At 46.2% G+C, this 21,336-nt stretch carries 20 protein-coding genes, 2 rRNA genes and 1 pseudogene; 15 read left to right on the plus strand and 8 right to left on the minus strand.

Features of this window, described 5'->3' with window-relative positions; translation table 11 throughout:
- The 3 genes and pseudogenes from Q0144_RS00955 to Q0144_RS00965 form a co-directional block, all read left to right on the plus strand.
- Positions 1-883: ribosomal RNA gene (locus Q0144_RS00955) — 23S ribosomal RNA — on the plus strand; the annotation flags it as partial.
- Between the two features lie 423 nt (positions 884-1,306).
- Positions 1,307-1,423: ribosomal RNA gene (gene rrf / locus Q0144_RS00960) — 5S ribosomal RNA — on the plus strand.
- A gap of 1,131 nt (positions 1,424-2,554) precedes the next feature.
- A pseudogene (locus tag Q0144_RS00965) lies at positions 2,555-2,794 on the plus strand (helix-hairpin-helix domain-containing protein); the annotation flags it as partial.
- Between the two features lie 760 nt (positions 2,795-3,554).
- On the opposite strand, the gene Q0144_RS00970 reads toward Q0144_RS00965, so the two are convergent.
- Positions 3,555-3,977, minus strand: coding sequence for an EamA family transporter (locus tag Q0144_RS00970; protein WP_298060975.1), 423 nt, complete (start codon positions 3,975-3,977; stop codon positions 3,555-3,557).
- 468 nt (positions 3,978-4,445) lie between these two features.
- Here Q0144_RS00970 and Q0144_RS00975 point away from each other — a divergent pair, with 468 nt between their 5' ends.
- The 3 genes from Q0144_RS00975 to Q0144_RS00985 are packed head-to-tail and all read left to right on the plus strand — an operon-like array spanning position 4,446 to position 5,414.
- On the plus strand, positions 4,446-4,667 hold the full coding sequence (locus tag Q0144_RS00975) for a membrane lipoprotein lipid attachment site-containing protein (protein ID WP_298060976.1): 222 nt from the start codon (positions 4,446-4,448) through the stop codon (positions 4,665-4,667).
- Positions 4,630-4,821, plus strand: a complete 192-nt coding sequence (locus Q0144_RS00980; RefSeq protein ID WP_298060977.1) for a DUF4878 domain-containing protein — start codon at positions 4,630-4,632, stop codon at positions 4,819-4,821. The genes Q0144_RS00975 and Q0144_RS00980 overlap by 38 nt, the downstream gene beginning before the upstream one ends.
- Entirely contained in the window at positions 4,803-5,414 is a 612-nt protein-coding gene (locus Q0144_RS00985; RefSeq protein ID WP_298060978.1) for a YiiX/YebB-like N1pC/P60 family cysteine hydrolase, read from the plus strand. The genes Q0144_RS00980 and Q0144_RS00985 overlap by 19 nt, the downstream gene beginning before the upstream one ends.
- Positions 5,415-5,806: 392 nt before the next feature.
- On the opposite strand, the gene nusA is transcribed toward Q0144_RS00985, so the two are convergent.
- On the minus strand, positions 5,807-6,934 hold the full coding sequence (nusA, locus tag Q0144_RS00990; RefSeq protein ID WP_298060979.1) for a transcription termination factor NusA: 1,128 nt from the start codon (positions 6,932-6,934) through the stop codon (positions 5,807-5,809).
- Between the two features lie 157 nt (positions 6,935-7,091).
- Here nusA and Q0144_RS00995 point away from each other — a divergent pair, with 157 nt between their 5' ends.
- The 4 genes from Q0144_RS00995 to Q0144_RS01010 are packed head-to-tail and all read left to right on the plus strand — an operon-like array spanning position 7,092 to position 10,062.
- The gene (locus Q0144_RS00995) at positions 7,092-7,334 is read left to right on the plus strand and encodes an HP0268 family nuclease (RefSeq protein ID WP_005870077.1); all 243 of its coding nucleotides are present in this window, start codon (positions 7,092-7,094) and stop codon (positions 7,332-7,334) included.
- Positions 7,331-8,626, plus strand: coding sequence for a tRNA (N6-isopentenyl adenosine(37)-C2)-methylthiotransferase MiaB (miaB, locus tag Q0144_RS01000; RefSeq protein WP_298060980.1), 1,296 nt, complete (start codon positions 7,331-7,333; stop codon positions 8,624-8,626). The genes Q0144_RS00995 and miaB overlap by 4 nt, the downstream gene beginning before the upstream one ends.
- Positions 8,607-9,260: a lysophospholipid acyltransferase family protein gene (locus Q0144_RS01005; protein WP_298060982.1), complete on the plus strand. Its 654-nt coding sequence runs from the start codon at positions 8,607-8,609 to the stop codon at positions 9,258-9,260. Before miaB ends, Q0144_RS01005 begins: the two co-directional genes overlap by 20 nt.
- Before the next feature lie 46 nt (positions 9,261-9,306).
- Positions 9,307-10,062 carry a hypothetical protein gene (locus Q0144_RS01010; RefSeq protein WP_297881903.1) on the plus strand — a complete coding sequence of 252 codons (756 nt, stop codon included), beginning with the start codon at positions 9,307-9,309 and terminating at the stop codon, positions 10,060-10,062.
- Between the two features lie 228 nt (positions 10,063-10,290).
- Here Q0144_RS01010 and Q0144_RS01015 read toward each other — a convergent pair whose 3' ends face one another.
- From Q0144_RS01015 to panC, 4 genes are read right to left on the minus strand one after another with little or no spacing between them, the layout of a single operon-like run.
- Positions 10,291-10,947 carry a metallophosphoesterase gene (locus tag Q0144_RS01015; protein WP_298060983.1) on the minus strand — a complete coding sequence of 219 codons (657 nt, stop codon included), beginning with the start codon at positions 10,945-10,947 and terminating at the stop codon, positions 10,291-10,293.
- Positions 10,944-11,945, minus strand: a complete 1,002-nt coding sequence (gene tilS, locus Q0144_RS01020) for a tRNA lysidine(34) synthetase TilS (protein ID WP_298060984.1) — start codon at positions 11,943-11,945, stop codon at positions 10,944-10,946. Before tilS ends, Q0144_RS01015 begins: the two co-directional genes overlap by 4 nt.
- Entirely contained in the window at positions 11,942-13,453 is a 1,512-nt protein-coding gene (locus tag Q0144_RS01025) for a radical SAM protein (RefSeq protein ID WP_298060986.1), read from the minus strand. Before Q0144_RS01025 ends, tilS begins: the two co-directional genes overlap by 4 nt.
- Before the next feature lies 1 nt (position 13,454).
- A complete protein-coding gene (gene panC, locus Q0144_RS01030; RefSeq protein ID WP_298060988.1) occupies positions 13,455-14,276 on the minus strand; it encodes a pantoate--beta-alanine ligase in 822 nt (273 codons plus the stop codon).
- 164 nt (positions 14,277-14,440) lie between these two features.
- Here panC and Q0144_RS01035 point away from each other — a divergent pair, with 164 nt between their 5' ends.
- From Q0144_RS01035 to Q0144_RS01055, 5 genes are all read left to right on the plus strand, one after another.
- Positions 14,441-14,740, plus strand: coding sequence for a DUF883 family protein (locus Q0144_RS01035; protein ID WP_005870065.1), 300 nt, complete (start codon positions 14,441-14,443; stop codon positions 14,738-14,740).
- 259 nt (positions 14,741-14,999) lie between these two features.
- Positions 15,000-15,236, plus strand: coding sequence for a hypothetical protein (locus Q0144_RS01040; RefSeq protein WP_291935601.1), 237 nt, complete (start codon positions 15,000-15,002; stop codon positions 15,234-15,236).
- A gap of 58 nt (positions 15,237-15,294) precedes the next feature.
- Positions 15,295-16,392 carry a peptide chain release factor 2 gene (gene prfB, locus Q0144_RS01045; protein ID WP_298060990.1) on the plus strand — a complete coding sequence of 366 codons (1,098 nt, stop codon included), beginning with the start codon at positions 15,295-15,297 and terminating at the stop codon, positions 16,390-16,392.
- Positions 16,393-16,412: 20 nt separating this feature from the next.
- Complete coding sequence (locus Q0144_RS01050) at positions 16,413-16,748, plus strand: type II secretion system protein (protein ID WP_298060992.1); 336 nt, start codon at positions 16,413-16,415, stop codon at positions 16,746-16,748.
- Between the two features lie 10 nt (positions 16,749-16,758).
- Positions 16,759-17,196: a hypothetical protein gene (locus tag Q0144_RS01055; RefSeq protein ID WP_298060993.1), complete on the plus strand. Its 438-nt coding sequence runs from the start codon at positions 16,759-16,761 to the stop codon at positions 17,194-17,196.
- Positions 17,197-17,371: 175 nt separating this feature from the next.
- Here the strand turns inward: Q0144_RS01055 and Q0144_RS01060 are convergent, their stop codons facing one another.
- Positions 17,372-18,457 carry a hypothetical protein gene (locus Q0144_RS01060; RefSeq protein WP_298060995.1) on the minus strand — a complete coding sequence of 362 codons (1,086 nt, stop codon included), beginning with the start codon at positions 18,455-18,457 and terminating at the stop codon, positions 17,372-17,374.
- Positions 18,458-18,478: 21 nt separating this feature from the next.
- Complete coding sequence (uvrA, locus tag Q0144_RS01065) at positions 18,479-21,325, minus strand: excinuclease ABC subunit UvrA (protein WP_298060997.1); 2,847 nt, start codon at positions 21,323-21,325, stop codon at positions 18,479-18,481.
- Positions 21,326-21,336 lie beyond the last annotated feature (11 nt).

The raw sequence follows: 21,336 nt of genomic DNA on the forward strand, positions 1-21,336 counted from the left end.
GATCCAGTGAAATTGTAGTGGAGGTGAAAATTCCTCCTACCCGCGGCAAGACGGAGAGACCCCGTGGACCTTTACTATAGCTTGACACTGCTACTTGGATAAAGATGCGCAGGATAGGTGGGAGGCTTCGATTCGTAGATCTCGGTTTACGATGAGCCATTGTTGAGATACCACTCTTCTTTATTCGGGTAGCTAACTAGCCTAAGTTATCCTTAGGTAGGACAATGTCTGGTGGGTAGTTTGACTGGGGCGGTCGCCTCCCAAAATGTAACGGAGGCTTACAAAGGTTGGCTCAGAACGGTTGGAAATCGTTCGTAGAGTATAAAGGCAAAAGCCAGCTTAACTGCGAGACATACACGTCAAGCAGAGACGAAAGTCGGTCTTAGTGATCCGGTGGTTCTGTGTGGAAGGGCCATCGCTCAAAGGATAAAAGGTACCCCGGGGATAACAGGCTGATCTCCCCCAAGAGCTCACATCGACGGGGAGGTTTGGCACCTCGATGTCGGCTCATCGCATCCTGGGGCTGGAGCAGGTCCCAAGGGTATGGCTGTTCGCCATTTAAAGCGGTACGCGAGCTGGGTTCAGAACGTCGTGAGACAGTTCGGTCCCTATCTGCCGTGGGCGTAAGAAGATTGAGGAGAGTTGACCCTAGTACGAGAGGACCGGGTTGAACCGACCACTGGTGTACCGGTTGTTCTGCCAAGAGCACCGCCGGGTAGCTAAGTCGGGATGCGATAAGAGCTGAAAGCATCTAAGCTCGAAGCCGACTCCAAGATGAATCTTCTTTTAAGAGCTCTAGTAGACTACTAGTTTGATAGGCCGGATGTGTAATGGATGAAAGTCCTTTAGCTGACCGGTACTAATAGCTCGTTTGCTTATCTTTTAAGCATTACTTCCTTGTTAAGGATAAAATTGATTCCTAATTTTTCACTATGCTTCGTTAAACTTCGCTGCAGACTTCGGTCACATACCATACGTATGCTCCCTTGTCTTTGCTCGTTTGCCTCGCCTAGCAAAAAATTAGTTCTCAATTCGAAATAGTAAATTTTTACTATGCCTTATCAACTTTTGTTTTTATAAAACAAGATCTGGCTTTAACGATGAACGCAGTGTTAAATAAGAGATTATAAAAGATATCCGTAATCTACGATTAATCTAAGTTTTAGATTACGACGAAGTATTTTTAAATATGAGGCGAATAGGCAAGAACGAGTAAAGCTCCTATGCTACGCGGCTAAAGCTCATAACGTATTCGCAGTATATAATATTACTATCAAACAACAAAAGCAATCCCTTATTTAACACTGCCTGTGGCTATACAGACGAGGAAACGCCTTGCTCCATCTCGAACCAAGAAGCTAAGCTCGTCCTGGCTGATGATACTATCCGTTACTCGGACGGGGAAAGTAGGTCGCTGCAGGCTTTGTTAAAATTCCATAACTTTCCATACAATTTTCAATTTAAATTCTATTCCGGCATCTTTGGCTTATCGCTTTTTTAGCCAATAAATATTGCTTGATAAATTTAAAATTCCATAGCCTTTTTAGAATTTTAGAACCTTCTGCAAATACAAATTTTAAATCTAGCCCTCCGCCACAATACAAAATCTCAAAACTCTGCATTAAATTTGACTTATATTGAGTGAAAAATGATACGGATTGAAATTTTTCTATAATACTTGCTCGTTCGTGTCATTTTTCTATACTATCTGTTGCGTTTGCTTTTTAACTTCTATTGCGCGATCTTTATTTCTAACCTATACGAGCCTCATTTATGATTTATCCATTCGTTCGTTTTTAATACATTACCGCGTTTTTATATCTAAATTATAAAGCCGCCGGCAACTTATAAGGCTTTCGTATGATTTAAACTAGATGCCAAAAAAGCTTGGCAAGTGCTGTTGCTTAGTATAATGAAACGTTCTATAAGCAGATAAAACCCTATTAAAAATCAAGCCCAGAAAAGCATGTCCTACAAAAGCAAGCTTACGAATGCGGCTAAATTTTATGAAGATTGCCCGCCCGTCCTCGCACGTATAGTATCCGCGCCTTTTATAACACCAGCATCCCGTGTCGCCGTATGCGTCTAGTATTGCACGTAAAAAGTCTCTGTGCGCGGTAGGGTAGGACTAAATTTCATAAATACCGTCGCTTAGCCTTTTACATGATTTAAATCCAAATCCCGTTTCAATGCTTGCGGTATTAAATTTAATCTATCTAGCTTTATCCTTTTCGGTCTCCAAAGAGGAGCAAAAAAAGCGCTATTAAATTTAATCTATCTAGCTTTATCGCCTATCTGCTTTTTAAGATCAAGCTAAAATTTAACGTATTTATTTAATAAAACGATCGGAGCAGATAAAATTTCAATATATCTCTTAAATTTATCTCCCTTTAAGCCCTGCGTAAATATAATTCTTACCGTATTGCAAGGTAGCGTAATAGCATATGGGCGTATTCCTTTTCTAGCACTGACGCGGGATAGGTATGCAAAAGCTCTCAATGCTAATAAACGTTTTATTTAGCGATACAAATATCTCAACTTCAAAGGACTTTTAATGAAAAACCTATTTAAATCCGCATTATTTCTATCGCTTCCTGCATTTATGCTAGCAGCAGTAAATTTAAACACCGCAAGTAAAGAGGAGCTTATGGCACTTCCCGGTATCGGAGAAGCAAAAGCTCAAGCTATCATAGATTACCGCAAGGATAATAAATTTAAAGATATCGAGGATATCAAAAACATTAAAGGCATAGGCGATAAGAGATTTGAGCTTATTAAAGATGATCTTGCCGTAAGCGGACAAACAGATATAAGCGATCTAAAATCCGTAAAGCAAAAAGCAAGTAAGAAAGCTAAAGATAGCGTCAAATCTACTAAGGCTAAGGCAAATGCTAAATCAGAAAAGATGCAAGAGAAAATGGATGATAGCATGGATAAAACTATGAATGAGGATGGTAAAGTAAAAAACTCTACGGCTAAGTTGAAAGATGAGGCTAAAGAAGAGGGATCATCTAAGGCTAAAGGTAAGAGGGGTAAGAAGGGTAGGGGAGAGTAAAATTTCTCCCGACCTTAGCTTATTATTTTACAGATCTAGCACTTGCGGCGAATGCAAGGGTTAGGCAGCAAGTGCATAGATTTAGTCCATATCCTACAAATGTAACTTGCTATAAATTCAGCCGTAATTTATAGCCTCCAGTTCGATTTAAACTTGCGGATGCGATTTTATTTTATGGTACGACGAGCCGATATTTTTTAGAATTTTAAGGTGTAAATTCTTGATTTCTCATAAATTTCAATCTCACTGCTTTTAAGCAGAACTAAAATTACCCTAAAGACCGCCTAACTACAGCAAGGTATCGGCAAATCGATTACCGGCGCGTTTCAAATAATGCCTAGAAATTGTGTAGGCTAAAGTCAAGCCATAAGAAATCATAGCGGTTTAGGGCGGCAATTTTGCAGAAGCGGCAGTGGGTTTATCTGATCAAAGTGTATAGCGTAGTGCGAGAGTGGCGGCTAAAAAGAGCACAAGAGATAGATTTAAAGCAAATTTTACCCTATTTAAATGCTAGCATCATCACGCCTGCGCCGATTAGTGCTAGCGCGAGCCATTCGCGCAGACTCGGGCGCTCGCCTAAAAAGATCACGGCGATGATTACAACGAGCACTACGCTTAGTTTATCGATCGGTGCTACTTGATAGGCTTTGCCGATTTGTAGGGCTTTGAAATATGCTAGCCACGATGCACCCGTAGCTAATCCGCTTAGTATCAAAAATACCCAGTTACGAGGGCTCAGACTAGATAACGGCTGCCAGGCTTTAGCGTAGCGTAGGAATGCGGCGAGACATAGGGCGATGATGATCGTGCGGATAAAAGTCGCGAAATGAGAGTTGATCCCTTCGAGTCCGATTTTTGCAAATATCGCAGTCAGCGCCGCAAAGAGTGCTGATGCAAGCGCCCAAGCCACCCATGTCTCCATGATATTCCTTTATGAAATGAATTATTGGATTATAGCCCTATTTGGGTAAAATTTGTTTATAATTTCGCGAGCGTCGCAGCAAAAAGCTAAATCGCGAGCGAGCAATCCCACGAAGGCGACATTTAAATTTTAAAATTTTAGCCGCAAAATACGGCTAAATTTCAGTTCCGACAAGCAAAGCTTGCCTCACGCGCTACCGAATGAGTTTGGGCACCGTTTGAGTGGTGTGCCGCAAGACACGGTTCGCAGAAACTGCCATAAAATTTCGCTTCAGCAAGATAAAATTTTACCGAGGCAAGACGAGCTTTCCTTCGAATGCAAAATTCTATTTTAATTCAGAAAAAGCACGACCGAATACCCTTTTTGCAAATCCAAACGCGATATAAATTCCCCCGAGCAGAAAGGTTAAAATTTAAAAAATATTCACCGCTCGTATATAAAATTTCAAAATTTCTACGAGGAGAGCTTATGAAAAAATTTCTACTTGCACTCATTGCGATATTCGTTTTAGCGGGCTGCGGCAGCGACTCGAAAGGCGTAGCCGAGGACTTCATCAGAGCCCTATACGAGGGCGATTCTAAGACTTTGGTGGATGCTATAGATATACCCGATAAGGACAGATGGCTCTATGCAGATGATAAACGGCAAACTGATGCAGATGGCAGGCGCCGGCAAGGAGGAGGCCTCTAAGCGCGACGGGCTAAAGAGCATCTCAGGCGAGCTGCAAAATAGCGACGAGAAATCGGCGCTCGTGAAAGTCACCGTGTCTTTTAAAAACGGCATGAGCCATACCGAGGACGTTGATCTCATCAAAAAAGATGGCAAGTGGAAAGTCTCGCTTTAGCGAAAAAGTTTCTTATCTGCTTGATCTTTGTGGCGGGCGGGCTCGGCGAGCTTTGGATGCTCACGCACGCACCTGCCGCCAAAGAGCCGCTACGGGTACCGGATGAAATTTTATCAAATCTACGCACGGGCGATCTCGTCTTTCGCTTAGGCGACATTACCGACAGCCGCATAATCGCGACTGCGACGGATTTTAAATACTCGCACGTAGGCATGATCGTGCGCGAGCGCCCGCTTTTGGTGGTGCACGCGGTAACGGGCGAGGGCGGGCTAGAGGGCGTCGCGGCTGTTTCGATGCGGGAGTTTTTAGCGCATGCGCGAGACTTCGGCACGGTGCGGATGAAATTTTTAAGCGAGGAGCAAAAGGCGCGCCTCGCTGTCTCTCTACTTAGGCGCGTCGGCGAGAGTTTTACGTTAAGACCTCGCGGTGAAGCAAACCTCTACTGCACGACGCTACTTGAGCAGGAAATCTCTAAAATCACGGAATTCTCGCCGCAATATTTTAAACTAGGCCTAGCCGTCTTGGGCGGCGAATACCTCGCGCCGAAGGCGTTTTGGCATTACGGCGACGTTGAAATTTTATACGAGCGGTAGGCACAACTTAGTTTAGGTCAGAATTTTGCGTGCCGTGTAAATTTAAATATCGCGTCAATTCAAATCCGCGCATGAATAAAATTTGATCTTAAAATTTCGTGCCGTAAAATTTCAGTCAAGATTTCGCTTTGACTTTAAATTTTGAAATTCCGCACTCCGTAAAATTTCATATTAGAATTCTGCAGAGCATTAAATTTACAAATTTCGCTAGCTACCGAATTCGCAAAATTACCGCTCGCTTCAGATTCTGCACATCCTACGCGCAAAACAAAATTCCGCCTTGCTACAGAATTTTCAAAAGACGAAATTTACAATTCATAAAATCCTAAAAGAATAGAATTTTATAAAAAGCGCAACTTGCAAAATTTCAAAAAGCGAAGTGCGCTTCGTCTCTACAGCTCGCCGAAAAGCGCTTCGAGATTTTTAAGACCTTCCTCCGTGGAGACCTTTTTCTCGCTTGCCGAGCCGATTTCGATAAGCTCGATCTCGCAGCCGCACAGCATCGAAGCCAGGCGGATATTTAGGCCGTTTTTGCCGATCGCTTTACTTTTTTGATCGGGGTTTACATAGACGATCGCCTTGCCGTCCTGCGTTATTTTGACCGAGTTTACGATCGCGGGCGCCATTGCGCGAGTGATCAAAATTTCGGGGCTTGCGGAGTATTCAAACGCGTCGATGCTCTCGCCGCCGCTTCCGTCTTGCAAATTTTTGCTTAAAAATCTACTCACCGCGTCGATTCGAGCGCCTCCTTTGCCGACGGTGGCGCCTACCGGATCGACGTTTGGCGAGACGGCGCTAAGTGCGATCTTGGCTCGCCTGCCCGGAATCCTCGCGCAAGCCTGAATGATAACGCTGCCGTCTTTGATCTCTGGGACTTCGGCAGCGAGCAGGGCTTCTAGGAATTTCGGGCTGGTGCGCGAAAGTTCTAGTCTGATGCCGTGAGATTTGTCGATGGCTACGTTTTTGATGACGGCTTGCAGCACGTCGCCCACTTTGAAATTTTCACCCTTGATGCGGTTTTTTTGCGGCATGAAAGCCTTCGTATCCTCGATCTCTACGTAGGTCGTGCCGTCGTGATCGATCTTGGTGACCGTGCCGTGGGTGAGGGTGCCTACCTTGCTTTTATAGTTTTCAAAAATTTTCTCTTCAAGTAGCCTTTGGATGTGGAAATTTAGCTCTCTAGCCAGCACGCCGGAAGCCGTGCGACCGAGGTTTTCTATATTTATTTCGTAGCTTAGCTCATCGCCGATCTCTGCGTTTTCGCCTATTTTTTTGGCCTCGTTTAGCGCGATGAAGTTGTGATCGCCGAGCCGCTCATCATCGTCTGCTACGACGTGGACCTTTTGGTAAAGCTTGACGCGCTTGGTCTGCGGATCGACTTCGCTGTCGTAGAGATACTCCTCGCCGAAAAGTCTTTTTGCGGTCTGGATGAACGCCGTTTTGACGCGTTCTTTGACGTCTGCGGGCTCAAGCCCCTTTTCATTTGCAATCGACTCGATGATGTCGGTGATTTTTTCCATAAATTTTCCTTAAGATTTGATTTCGTGCTACTAAATTTGGATTTTAAATTTTGAAGTGCGGTATTATATGGAATTTTGACTTTATTTTTATTTAAACGAATTATTATCTAAATTTCGCTAAACTCGCGGGTTTAAAACATAAATGAAAGGATAGATCATGCAGCTAAAACTTGCCAGAACGGAGCTTGCCTCTAAGCCAAAAAGCGTTAAGATCGAGGATTTGCAAGCCCAAGTAGAAAAGAGCGGACAAAAAATATTTTATCTGGATAGAGAAAATTCTCAAAAAGATTTAGCCGCTTTGGTGGATTTTTTCGATACTAAGGGTTTTAGCGTGTATCAGCGCATAGTGCGATACGGGCTGAACGAAAATGAGTATATGTACGAGGTGCATATCCTTTGAGTAAACTCCTCTTCATCCAGACTCTAGGTTGCGCGATGAACGTGCGCGATAGCGAGCATATTATCGCGCAGCTAAAAGAGCAAGATTACCAGATCACCGACGACGTAAATATTGCGGATCTGATCTTAATAAATACCTGCTCCGTACGCGAAAAGCCCGTGCATAAGCTTTTTAGCGAGATCGGAGCTTTTGATAAGGCGCGAAAAAAGGGCTCTAAAATCGGCGTTTGCGGCTGCACCGCAAGCCATTTGGGCGGAGAAATTTTTAAGCGCGCACCCTTTGTGGATTTCGTACTCGGCGCCAGAAACGTATCTAAAATTTCGCAAGCCGTACGTACGCCAAAATTTATCAGCACGGACATAAACTACGACGAGAGCGAGTTTGCCTTCGGCGATTTTGCGAGCTCGCCATATAAATCCTTCATAAACATAATGATCGGCTGCGACAAAAAGTGCTCCTATTGCATCGTGCCGCAAACTAGAGGCGATGAAATTTCGATCCCCGCTCAAATCATCTTGCGCGAAGCCGAAAGATCCGCCGCTCGCGGCGCCAAAGAGATATTTTTACTCGGCCAAAACGTCAATAATTACGGCAAGCGCTTTTCTAGCGCGCACGAAAAAATCGACTTCAGCGACCTGCTCATGCGGCTTAGCGAGATAGAGGGCATCGAGCGCATCCGCTTTACTAGCCCGCATCCGCTGCATATGGACGATAAATTTTTGGACGTTTTTTGCAATAATCCTAAAATTTGCAAATCGATGCATATGCCGCTGCAAAGCGGTTCCAGCAAGGTTTTGCGCGATATGAAGCGCGGATATACCAAGCAGTGGTATCTGGACCGCGCGCTTAAACTGCGCCAAAGCTGCCCGGGTGTGGCGATTAGCACCGACATCATCGTAGGCTATCCGAGCGAGAGCGAGGATGATTTTGCTGAGACGATGGAAGTATTGGAGGCGGTGAGATTCGAGCAGGTTTTTTCCTTTAAATTTAGCCCGAGACCCCTCACGCCAGCGGCAAGCTTAAAGCCGCTGGATGATGAAATTTCAAGCGAAAGATTAAGCAGGCTACAAAGCGCTCACGCTAAAATTTTAGATGAGATCGCAGGGGCGCAAAAGGATAAAATTTTCGACGTATATTTCGAGGAGCTGCGCGAGAGCGGCACCGCGTGCGGTAGAAGCTTTTCAAATTTTTTAATCTGCGCGCAAGGTGGCGAAGAGCTGCTAGGCAAAACGCGCAGAGTGCGTATCGAAAAGACCGCCAGAATGGCGCTTTATGGACAAGTTATCGCTTAAAAAGCGGTTGTTTTTCCGCGTCGCCGAATATCTCATTTTTATCCTGATTTGGTGTATTTTTTTAACGTGCAGGGTTAAATTTACCCCCACGAAGCTGCCCGGAAAGCCCTGCGTCGTCGTATTTTGGCATGGAAGGCTAGCGATGATGAGCTTTGCATATAGGCGCTGGTGGTTGCGGGATTTCGGCAATGCTAAGCGCGCTAAGGTCATCATCTCAGATCACAAAGACGGCGAGATAATTACGCGCGTGATCTCGCATTTCGGCATCGGTGCGATCCGCGGCAGTAGTTTCAAGGGCGGCGCACGCGCACTTATGGGTGCGATCAAAGAGATAAAAAACGGCACCGACGTCATCATCACTCCCGACGGTCCGCGCGGCCCCCTTCACGGCGTCGCCGACGGAGCCGTGATCCTTGCGCAGCGACTGAACTTAGGCATTTACGCGCTAAATTACGAAGCGAGCAGTTTTTGGAAATTTCGTAGCTGGGACGAGATGGTGTTGCCAAAGCCGTTTTCGCGTATAAATTACAGCCTCAGTGCGCCGCTGAATTTGGAAGGACTTGACCTTGAAGAGGGCAAAGAGGCGATTAGGCGGCTGCTTTTTGCAAGCGCTGAGCAGGACATTAAATTTTAGTTTGAAATAATAGTGTTTCGATATAATTGCAATTTTAGGAGAAAAAATGGCACTATTTAAAGCAAAATCATTCCTCGGCGTCGCTAAAAGTGCCGACGCATGCGAGTTTTTTTATAGAAAATTGGGCTTCGGCAAAAGAATTTTGGATGAGAAATCCGATCGCTTTCCCATCGCGCAAGAAAATGATCTGGCTACCTCGCTGGCAGGCTTTGCGGATCTGAGTGATAAAAATTTAATCTCTTGCGTACTGATAGACGACGAAAATCAAAGGGTGTATTTTAACGAGGATTATATGATTAAAGAAAATAGCATTTATCAAAAAGTCGATGATAGCTTCATAGTGGAATTTCCTCGCGCAAGTGCACAGGCGGCGGATGAGACTTTTGGAATAGAATTTAGCTCGCACGCTAGTTTATTTAAAATTTTATACTTCTTGCTAAAAAATCAAAGCGATTTTGAAAATATGGCGATGTTCGCACTGAAATTTAATAACCGCGCATGTTTCGTCGTCGCCAACCAAGAGCGCGTGCTGTATGCCGACATAATGCGTATCGATGAGGAGATGCAGGCGGCGATGAGCGACGCGGACGAGCTATTTTACGAGCTTTTAAATTTTCAGATCGAGACCTTCTATAAATCCGAAAATAGCGAGTTTCTCACCAACGTTTTCATCTACTCCGACGGCACGCTTAGCAACGAGATCGGTTATGTGATTTTCACGCGCATCTTCATCAAAACAAATTTGATAAATCTAAATTTCGCCGATTACATCAACAAAATCGCGATGCTGGAAGCTCGCTAGATCAAATATTTTTGCTCCGTACCGAGTTGGAATTTTAAAATTTTATCTTTGCAATTGCGCTTGCTTGATACGATTTAGTTGCCTGTTTGCGCCGCATTTTATTAAATTTTATCTCGCGTTACATAATGGATTTTGGCTGGGTAAAATAATCAGTATTTAAACAACTCGATTTTAAATTTAAGCTCATTTGCCGCAAAGATCCGTCTTGCGCCGTAAATTTTGTCTTTTTCACGAATCCCGATTAATTTTGCGTAAAAAATTTTCTATCAAAGCCCGCCTTTGCTCCACGTCGTCGTTCTCGCTAATGCCCTCTAGCTCGCTTGCGTGATGGGCTTTGGGCGGGATATCTTTCAGATACGACCACACTTCGTCCTCGCTTAAAATTTTGCCGTGCAGATCAAAGCCCACGTTTAGCGCCCTGCCCGAAACTTCAGCCATATCTGCGTGCAGGTGACCGTAGAGCATCAGCGCGCCATAATGGCAGTTTGCCCACTCGATCATAGGGTAGTGAGACAGAGCCGCTCTCTTATGCGATAGGCGCACAAAGGCATATCCCACGATCTGTTCAAACATAAAATTGCCGTCCGCCTTGCGTCCACTTAGCAGTTCGTTTTTCATCGCAGCGATCCGCCCGTCGTGGTTACCCAGTAGCAAAAAATGTCGCCCGTTTAGCCTGCCAAGTAACTCGCAAGTGTGCGCAAAATCCTTGTGAAAGGACACGTCGCCGAGATTATAGACGAGATCCTCGGGCGTAACGAGCGCATTCCAAGCGGCGATGAGATTTTCATCCATCTCGGCCACGTTCGCGCCTTTTCTAAAATTCGGGTATTTTTTCAGCACCAGCTCGTGACCGAAGTGCAGATCGGAGGTAAAATAAACGCTCATAAAAGCTCCTCAAATAGCGCAAGATCCGCGCCTGCGGCAAATAAAAATCCGCGGTTTATCGGTGGGATGGCGAGCTGTCTGCACGCTTCTTTAAATTTCTTGTCCATCGCGGCTTTGATATATGGCGTTACGAGAATAAAATTTTCGCCCGCACCCACGGCTACCTTGCCGCCTAGCACACAGCCTGCGCTGTTTTCTAGGCAGCGCGCGCATTCGTTTCTCTGTGCCGAGCTTAGCACTAGTCCTAGCCGCTTGCACGCCTGATCTACGCCGCGAAGCTCGCCCCGGCCTCGTTTTATGAGATAAATTTTAGGCGCGGGATTAGAAATTTCGGGGCTTAAATTTTGTGCGTCAGTCGCCAAAAACTCAAAACTTTTTTTCACGCCGCTAAAATATTCGTCCAAAAACGGCTCGCTAAATTTCGCGCGAATAAAGCCGCGTTTAAACCGGTTCGTTAAATTCGTCTCGTCGGTGAAGTATTTTAGGTTTCGCTCACGCAAAAACCGCTCCAGCTCGCACTTTCGCACGCCTAGAAGCGGACGAGCGATCACGTAGTCCTCGCGAGCCTCTAGCTCTTGCATGCCTAGCATCTCGTTAAGCCCGGCGCCGCGTCCCAGCTGCATCAAAAACCACTCAAATTTGTCGTCAAACTGATGCGCTAAGATCAAATTTTCATATCCCTGCTCGCGGCAAATTTGAGCGAAAAAATCATATCTGACTGCGCGCGCCTCGTGCTCGAAATTTGACGTGCCCAGTCGCACGCTTTTTACGTAGATTTGTTTGTTAAATTTGGCTACGAGCTGCTGCGCCGAATCGACTTCGTCCTTGCTCTGCGCGCGGACGTTATAGTCCACGATCGCAAGGTCAAATTTCACGCCCGCCTCGTTTAAAAGATAAAAAAGCGCTGTGCTATCGACGCCGTGCGAAAATGCAAGCAGATTTTTGCCAGCCCGCAGCAAGGCTAGAATTTTGCTTGGAATTTCGGGCGAGTTTTTCATTGTCCTTGCGAGCTTTTTAGTACTCGCGCAAGCAGTCTATCGCCAACAAATTCCGTGATCTCGCACTCGTATAGACCGCCTGCTTTTAGGTTTTGCACGCAGCTTTCGTTGATTAAAATTTCGCCGTCGATGTCCTTGCCCCATGCAAGAGGCTTGGCGCCGTAAAAAAACTCGCCCTCACTGCTGGCACCTTCGATTATTAGGGGTATCTTTTTGCCTACGAGCGTGCGCATGCTGCTATCTATCGCCTCGCGCGTGATTTTCTCGATTTTATTCAGACGGCGACTAATTGTCCGTGCGGGGATTTGCGACATCGCAAAGCTCGCCGTATCCTCCTCTTTGCTGTAAGCAAAAGCTGAAATTCTATCAAATTTAAACTCCTGCAAAAAGTCGCAAAGCTCGTCAAATTCTACGTCTGTTTCGCCCGGGTGCCCGACGATGACGCCCGTTCGTAAAAATGCGCCCGACGCACTTCGCATTAAATTTAAAAGCTCTTTGATCCGCGCCGCGCTTGCGCCGCGCTTCATCAGGCTTAGCATTTTGTCGTTTATGTGTTGGATCGGCATGTCGAAGTAGTTTGCGAAAACGGGTGAGTCCACGATCGCGCGGATGAGCCGCTCGTCGGTGCTGGTGGGGTAGAGATACAGCACGCGCGCTACCTTGACGCCCTCGATTTTTTCGATGCGTTTTATCAGCGCGACTAGGTCGGCGCCCCACTCATCAGCTATTTCATCGCTTGCGTTCTCCTCGCTAGAGCTCTTGCCGCGGGTGAGCCTGCCTTGAGCGGAAATTTTATCTGCCGCGCCGCCGCTTGAGTCATCAGAATTCTGCCCGTCGCGAAAGCCTGCAAAATTTAACTCATCGCGGTAGTCTTTAAAATTTGATCCGCCTTTTTTGCCGCGTCTTAGATCGCGACCGTAGCTGCTAGAATCCTGCGCTATAAAGCTAAAATCGTAAAATCCGCGCGCTACCAAACTGCGTACCTCCGCTTCGATGTCCTCGATACTGCGGCTTTTTAGGCGACCTTTGAAGCTCGGAATGGCGCAGAAAGAGCATTTTTGATTACAGCCCTCTGAAATTTTAACGTAAGCGTGGTAGTTTGAGCCCGTTATCACGCGCGAAGAGGTAAGCGCGGGACTTTGCAGATAGGTTTGCGGGCTGAATAAATTCTGCTTTTTTAAAATCATCTCATCGATTTTATCGTAGTCGCCGACGCCGCTGAAAATATCAACCTCGGGCAGCTCGCGCATGAGCTCATCCTTGTAGCGCTGCATCAGACAGCCCGTGACGACCAGCAGTGCGCCGCTTTTTTTCTGCTCGCTAAGCTTCAAAATCGTGCGGATACTCTCCTGCTTGGCGCTTGCGATGAAACCGCAGGTATTTACGATGATGACGTCGGCAGAGGCCACATCGGGCGTGAGCTCATAGTTTTGCAAGCGCCCAAGCATGATCTCGCTATCGACTAAATTTTTATTGCAGCCTAGAGAAACGAGATGGAGTTTTGCCATTTTACAGCCAGATATTATCGATCAGACGGGTCGTGCCTACCTTGGCGGCTACTAAAATGATAGTATCTCCCGACTTGATCTGCGAAATTTCATTAAATTTATAATCCACGAACGCTATATAATCGACCGCCAGCGGCTCAAGCACGCTAAGCATCTTTTCGCGGACGATGTTTAGGCTGATCTCGCCTTTTTTAATAAGCGAGCTGGCATTTAGCAAGGAGCGCGAAAGCTTAAGCGCCATAAGTTTTCCCTCCTCATCCAAATAGGCGTTGCGCGAGCTAAGCGCCAAGCCGTCGCTCTCGCGCACGATTTCACAGGGCACGATGTTTATATCCATAAAAAAGCTCTTTACCATATTTTGTACGATGAAAAGTTGCTGGGTGTCCTTTTTGCCCATATAAACGTTGCTAGGACGAGTTAGATTAAAAAGCTTATTTAGCACCTTAAGTACGCCGTCGAAGTGCCCGGGGCGCGTTTTGCCTTCTAAAATTTCACTTATTGGCTTAGGTGCTATGATTGCTGGCTCCTCCGTGCCGTAAATTTCATCCGCGATCGGGATAAAAAGCGCGTTCACATCGAGGCTTTCGCAAATTTTAATATCGCCCGCTTCGTTTTTTGGATAGCTGTTTAGATCCTCGCCGGGCAAAAACTGCGCCGGATTGAGGAAGGTCGAGACGATTACGATGTCGTTTTCGTTCCGCGCTCTTTTTATGAGGCTCGCATGCCCCGCGTGCAAAGCCCCCATCGTAGGCACAAAGCCTATGCTGCCGCTTGCTGATGCTCTGAAGCTTTTTAGCTCCTCTACGCTTCTAATGATCTGCATTGTTCTCTCTTTTCAATATAAAATATTAGGCTGGCAATTATATCAAAAAATATTAAAGGTATAAATTAAGCGCGAAAGGGTGGTCTATTTAGCGAGTGTTAATCAATAAGTACTAAAATCTATCGCGAGCTTTAGCTCTAAAATAAACTTCAAAAGGAGCGAAAATGGCTACTCAAGAGACAAATTTAGATTCTTTGAAAAAGGATATCGACTCTTTAAAAGCGGATTTTAAAGAGATTATGAAGTCTATTAAAAATATAGGCGCAGAGCGTGCGGAGTCTGCTAAAGATAAAATTCTAGATCAGCTAAATAGCAATGAGATCAAAAAATATATAGATGATCTAAGGCTCAAAGGCAAAGACGGCATAGAAAGCGTAAATGACACGATAAAACAAGATCCGATAAAAAGCATCGCTATCGCTGCGGGCGTCGGGTTTTTGCTCGCTTGGTTGCTGAAAAAATAATGGCCGGCATATCTGAATTTATAGTTTCGGTAGTAGAGCTCGTAGACGCTCAAGCTAGCGATATTAGGCGCTCTTTTTTAAAGAGCGCCAACTCGGTTTTACTAAACATAATTACGGGCGTAATTTGCATTATAGGCTTAGTTTTCTTTTTGCTAGGGTTGCACGCGCTTCTTGAAAAAACTATCGGAGAAATTTGGGCGTATTTTGCCTGCTCCATCGTAGCTTTTTTATGCTCTATTATCGTGTATAAGGCGCTTTCGTGCAAAGCGAAATGACAAAAGAAAAGCTAAGACTAGTGGTGTCTATGCTTGAAGACAAAAAAGCCGATTGCAAAAAGTTAAAGCTAGAAGAAGCAAAGCTAAAACTGCTACTAAACGACCCCTTGCCCGATCTCTCGACGGAGCTTAAACTGATTAATCGCGGAAATATCAAGCAGGTTTTGATATCCCTAATAGATAAATGCTTCATAATGCCCGCCTTAAATAAAATTTTATAAACAACCTTAATCCAAAATATGTTATAATCACGCCAAAAGCATAAAAAGGCCTTAAATTTTGGATAATTACGAATACACGGAACTTTTAAAAACCCTAAGTACTAAAGTCGAAAATATTGCAGGCGTCGTAAAACCAGAGAACATTAAAGCGCGCCTAAAAGAGATCGAGGAGCTTGAAAACGATCAAAATCTCTGGCAGGACGTCGCAAAAGCAGGCGCCATCGGCAAGGAAAAAACTAAAATTTCAAATATCTTAAATAAATTTTTAAACGCTAAAAATGCCGTAGACGACGCAAAAGCTCTATATGAGCTGGCAAACTCGGAAAACGACGAGGAGACGATAAACTCGCTTTTTGCCGAGGCGGACGAGCTAGAGGGCAAGATCATAAATTTAGAAATTTCTATGATGCTTAGCGGCGAAAACGACGATAAAAACGCTATCGTCAGCATTCATCCGGGCGCAGGCGGTACGGAGAGTAACGACTGGGCGAGTATGCTATACCGCATGTATCTGCGCTTTTGCGAGCGAGAGGGTTTTAAGATCGAGGTTTTGGACTTTCAAGAGGGCGAGGAAGCAGGTCTTAAAGATGTCAGCTTCATCGTGCGCGGCGAGAACGCCTACGGATATCTGAAAGCCGAAAACGGCATCCATCGCCTGGTGCGCGTAAGCCCGTTTGATAGCGCAGGGCGTAGACATACGAGCTTTTCAAGCGTGATGGTAAGCCCCGAGCTGAATGATGATATCGAGATAAATATCGAAGAGAAGGATATCCGCGTTGATGTGTTTCGCGCAAGCGGCGCAGGCGGGCAGCATATCAATAAAACCGAAAGCGCCGTGCGTATCACGCACATCCCGACGGGCATCGTAGTAAACTGCCAAAACGATAGAAGCCAGCACAAAAACAAAGAAACGGCGATGAAGGTGCTAAAGTCCCGCCTTTACGAGCTTGAGCTGATGAAACAGCGCGAAAAGGACGAAAACGCGCCTAAAAGCGAGATTGGCTGGGGGCATCAGATCCGCTCCTACGTACTTTTCCCGTATCAGCAGGTCAAGGATAACCGCAGCGGCGAGGCGTATAGCCAGACCGACGCGATCTTAGACGGCGATATAAAAAGCATAATCGAAGGCGTTTTGATTTCACAAGCGAACAAATAAATTTTTTTGAAAGGATGAGAATGAGTGAAGATGGAATTTTGCTAGCGCTAGGATATAGCGTAAACGACGCGACGGTAGCGCAGCTGCGAGGAATTTTATCGAAGTGTGATTTTGAGGATAACGAGCTCGATCGCATCGTGGGGCTGAACGATAAGCTTAAAATTTACGGTGCGCATGTGGCTATGTCGAATTCAAACCCATATTTTAAGATAAAAAATGACGCTACGAATGAGGAGCGTAAGAGCGCTGTTGAGGAGATCATCAGCGCTTGGTCGGAAAAATTTAAGCTCAAGCTGCAAAAGGTCGCGGGCAAAGAGACCTATTACATTTTGGGTCGCCAAATTTCAAAAAATTAAGGAGCAAAATATGAAAAAAATTCTAGCTTTGATAGCCGCCGGGGTGTTTTTGGCAGGTTGCGTAAGCAACGCACCAAAAAGCGCGGTCGATGCGCCTAAGAGCGGCAAATATTCTTTCGCCGAGGTTCAAGACGGAATCCGCCCGATGAGCTTGCAAGGTAGCGTCGTGCAAAGCGATGCATGCAAAAACGGCAACGGTGCTATGTGCCTAAATTTCGCGGATTCTATGTACTCCAAGCGCGACTACGCTTCTGCCGCTAACGCCTACAACGCCGCGTGCACGCTCTCTCAGAACTTCCCTGCTTGCCAGAAGCTCGCAGCGATGTTCGAAAAAGGCGAGGGCGTGGAGCAAAATAAATTCAACGCCATTGATCTATACCGCATCTCGTGCTATTACGGCTACAAGGATGCGTGCGCAAATATGCGCCGCTTAGGCTACAACGGCTAAGGCTTTGGGATTTAAATTTTAAAATTCTATTTTAGATTTACTCGCTACGAATTAGCTGCTTTCAAATTCCATTCCGCCGTATCACGGGATGGAATTTGTTGCATGAAATTCTGTTATCTAGCCGCAATGGCTAAAATTTTCCTTGCCTTCTCAATTTGTTCCATAACATGCTCCTTTAAAATTTAAATTTTCTAAATTCTATCTTTTCATTAAAAATCGACATCGTGCGCTGAAGATTGTTTATATCTTTTTGCATCGTTTGCATAAAATAATCTCTCAGCTGCAGATACTCCTCTTTATTCGCCATCAGAATATTTAGTATCTCGACCTCAGCATTTTCTTTATAAAGCACGAGCTGATCGTGAAGACCGAAAAAGCCGAGGCTACCGTTAAGCAGATGCATATAGGCTTTGGTAGTTAAAATGGAAAAGCAAAAAGTAAAAATTATCGCCACGCCATTGATCGGCTCTCCCGTCGTATAGCAGCCGAGCAAAAACCAAAGAACAAGAAAGACCTTTATATAAATAGGTATTTTTTGCTTCCAGCTCCATCTCCAGTCAAAGCTTAAAGCCATAGCGCCGATTGTATTTATCTCGAACGTTTTACGAATCTTATTTTTATTGTAATATAAAATTTTATCGTTATAAAACACGAAGTATGCGCCGTCTCTATTCATAAAATTTGTTACGAATATTACCAAGACCAAAGGAAGGAGGCGAAACATTTTAATGCTTATGGGATTTACAATAGTGGCAAATGCAAGCGCTATTAACAAGCCTACCATAGTAGGAACTATGGAGTATTTCATATAGTCATAATAAGTATGATCTTTGATAATTAGCGGATTTTTGTCGTAATCTCTAGCTTTGAAATTTTGTTGCAAGACGCCGCTGTCATCGTATATAAAATTTTGCTGCTCTATGTTGTTTACACAGGCGGAATTCTGATCCGCTTCGGCTTCTAAATTTAAAGCGTCAGGAGCGGAATTCGGTGCTTTAGAATTCAGAGATTCGAAATTCGGAGGTTCAGAATTCAGGATTTCAAAATTCGAGGCTTCGAAATTTAAGGTTCTAAAATTAGAAGCTTCAAAATTTGAGACTTCGGAATTCGAGATTTCGGAATTTTGAGCTTTGAAATTCGAGACTCCAAAATTCGATGTTCCAGAATTTTCGCCGTTAGAATTTTGCTCCAAGCCCCGCTTTGGCTCCTGATGCCGCTTTTGTAGTAGCCTTTTTAATTCCCCAAGCCTGCTTTGATCCATTCTTGCCCCCGATAAGGCGTTTTAACCTCGCTTATTTTTGCTTGCGCTTTTCATCGCCGCTAGCTCCTGCACCAAAAATTCCCCCGTGTAGCTGAGCGTCTTTTTGAAATCTTTCGCGAGCTTTTCTGGGGTGCCGCAAGCGACGATCCGTCCGCCGCCCTCGCCGCCCTCGGGCCCCATATCGATGATGTAATCGCAGTTTTTGATGACGTCCAGATTATGCTCGATCACAAAGACGGAATTTCCCAGATCGACCAAATGGTGCAGCACCGCCACCAGGCGATCTACGTCTGCAAAATGTAGCCCCGTCGTGGGTTCGTCCAGGATATATAGCGTATTGCCCGTGTCGGTGCGGCTTAGCTCCTTGGCGAGCTTGACGCGCTGTGCCTCGCCACCGCTAAGCGTCGTGGCGGGTTGGCCTAACGAAACGTAGCCGAGCCCGACGTCCGCGAGCGTTTTTAGCTTTTGATAAATTTTAGGCACGGCTTTGAAAAACTCGAGCGCCTCGTCGATACTCATCGCCAAAACGTCGGCTATGCTTTTGTTTTTGTATAGAATTTCAAGCGTCTGCGCGTTGTATCTCGTGCCGTGGCAGACGTCGCAGACGACGCTGATATCGGGCAGGAAGTGCATCTCGATCGTGATCTCGCCCTCGCCCGCGCATTTTTCGCAGCGCCCGCCCTTGACGTTGAAGCTGAAGCGGCCGATCTTATATCCGCGCAGCTGCGCTTCCTTCGTCGCGGCAAAAAGCGCGCGGATCTCGTCCATCACCCCCGTGTAGGTCGCAGGATTGCTGCGCGGGGTGCGTCCGATCGGGGTTTGATCCAGATAGATCACTTTATCCAGGCTATCAAGCCCGGAAATTTTAGCGCCCTTTACCGCGTGCACTTTCCTCGCGCGATTTAGCTCCTCAAGCGCCGTCGGCAGTATAGTTTGCAGCACCAAGGAGCTCTTGCCGCTGCCGCTAACGCCCGTGATGCCGACTAAATTTCGCAGCGGAAATTTTGCGCAAAGGCCGTGGATGTTATTGATATTTACGTTTTTGATGCTTAGCCAAAGCTCCTGTTTGCGGTGCTTTTGGTAATTTATCTCCTTTTGGTTATTCAGATACAGCGCGGTTTGCGTATTGCTTTTAAGCAGATGCGCGACGTCTCCTGCGAATACGACCTCGCCGCCTAGATTGCCCGCTCCTGGGCCGATATCTACGACGAAGTCTGCCGCCTCGATCGTCTTTTTATCGTGCTCGACGACGATTACGGAATTTCCCTTTTCCTGTAAGCTTCGCAGCGTCTTGATGAGCTTTTGCGTATCGCGCTCGTGAAGCCCGATACTAGGCTCATCGAGCACATACATCACGCCGCTAAGACCCGAACCGATCTGGCTGGCTATCCTGATTCTTTGCGCTTCGCCGCCGCTGATGGTGCGCGCATCGCGCCCCAGCGTGAGGTACCCCAGCCCCACGTCCTTTAAGAAAAACAGCCTCTCGTTGATCTCTTTTAGGATCGGCGCCGCGATCTGCGCGTCCTTTTCGCTTAAATTTGAAAACCGCTTCTCGTCGCTGAAAAATTCCACGCAGTCTGCGATACTCATATTTATCACGTCGCCGATGCCCTTGTCTGCGACCTTTACGGCTAGGCTTTCGGGGCGCAAGCGCAGTCCGCCGCAATCGGGGCAAATTTTTTCGCTCATATAATCGTCCAGGTCGCTTTCGTTTTTGAGCAGATCGTAGGCGTATTTGATCGCGCCCTCAAATTTTCGCACGAGCTTATGTTTTTTCCAGTAAAAATCGATCTCTTTGACGCTGCCGTAAAGGATCAGCTTTTTTTGCTCTTCGCTTAAATTTGCGTACGGGATTTTGACGTTTATGCCGTTTGCTTCGCAAAATCCGAGTAGAAATTTATAGTAATAGCTCTTGTTGAAGCCTGACATCACTTTAATCGCGCCGCCCTCGATCGAGGCGTTTTCGTTGATGATCTTGCCCAGATCGAGGCTAAATTTTATCCCCAGCCCGTCGCAACTCTCGCACGCGCCCTTTGGGGAGTTGAAGCTAAACGCGAGCGGTTCGAGTGGCTTGAATGAAATTTTACAATCAAAGCACGCCATATGCTCGCTGTAGTGGATCAGACTCTGCGCGAGCCCCAGCTCGGCGGCGTTTGCGATCTCCACCTCAAGCTCGCCGAAGCTGAGCTTGAGCGCCTTTTCGACGTCGCTTGCGATACGGATGGAATTTTCCTCGTCGATGGTCGTGCGGTCGATGATGACCTTGATCGAGTGCTTTTTCGTCTTGCTTAGCTCGATCTCCTCGTCCAGTCGCACCAGCACGCCGTCGATCTGAGCGCGTACGTAGCCCTGCTCGCGCAAGCTTTGCAGCATATCGGCGAAGCTGCCCTTTTTCTCGCGCACCAAAGGCGCGCCTAAGATTACTTTAGCGCCGCGCGGCAGCTTCATAATCTCGGCGATGATGTCGCTGGAGCTCATCTTTGAGATCGGCTTGCCGCATTTGTGGCAGTGCTGCACCCCCACGCGCGCATAAAGCAGCCTCAGATAGTCATAAATTTCGGTAATCGTGCCCACCGTCGAGCGCGGGTTTTTCGACGTCGTTTTTTGATCGATCGCGATCGCAGGCGTCAGACCGTCGATCTTATCGACGTCAGGCTTGCCTACGCGATCTAAAAACTGCCTCGCGTAGCTGCTTAGGCTCTCGACGTATCTGCGCTGCCCCTCGGCATATAGCGTATCAAAAGCCAGCGTGCTCTTGCCGCTGCCGCTAAGACCGGTAAAAACGACGAGTTTGTCCTTTGGAATTTGCAAATTTATATTTTTCAGATTGTGCTCGCGCGCGCCCGTGATGGTGATGAGATCGTTCATTTTCGCCCTTT

It is taken from the genome of uncultured Campylobacter sp. (genome assembly GCF_938045345.1).
Lineage (GTDB): Bacteria > Campylobacterota > Campylobacteria > Campylobacterales > Campylobacteraceae > Campylobacter_B.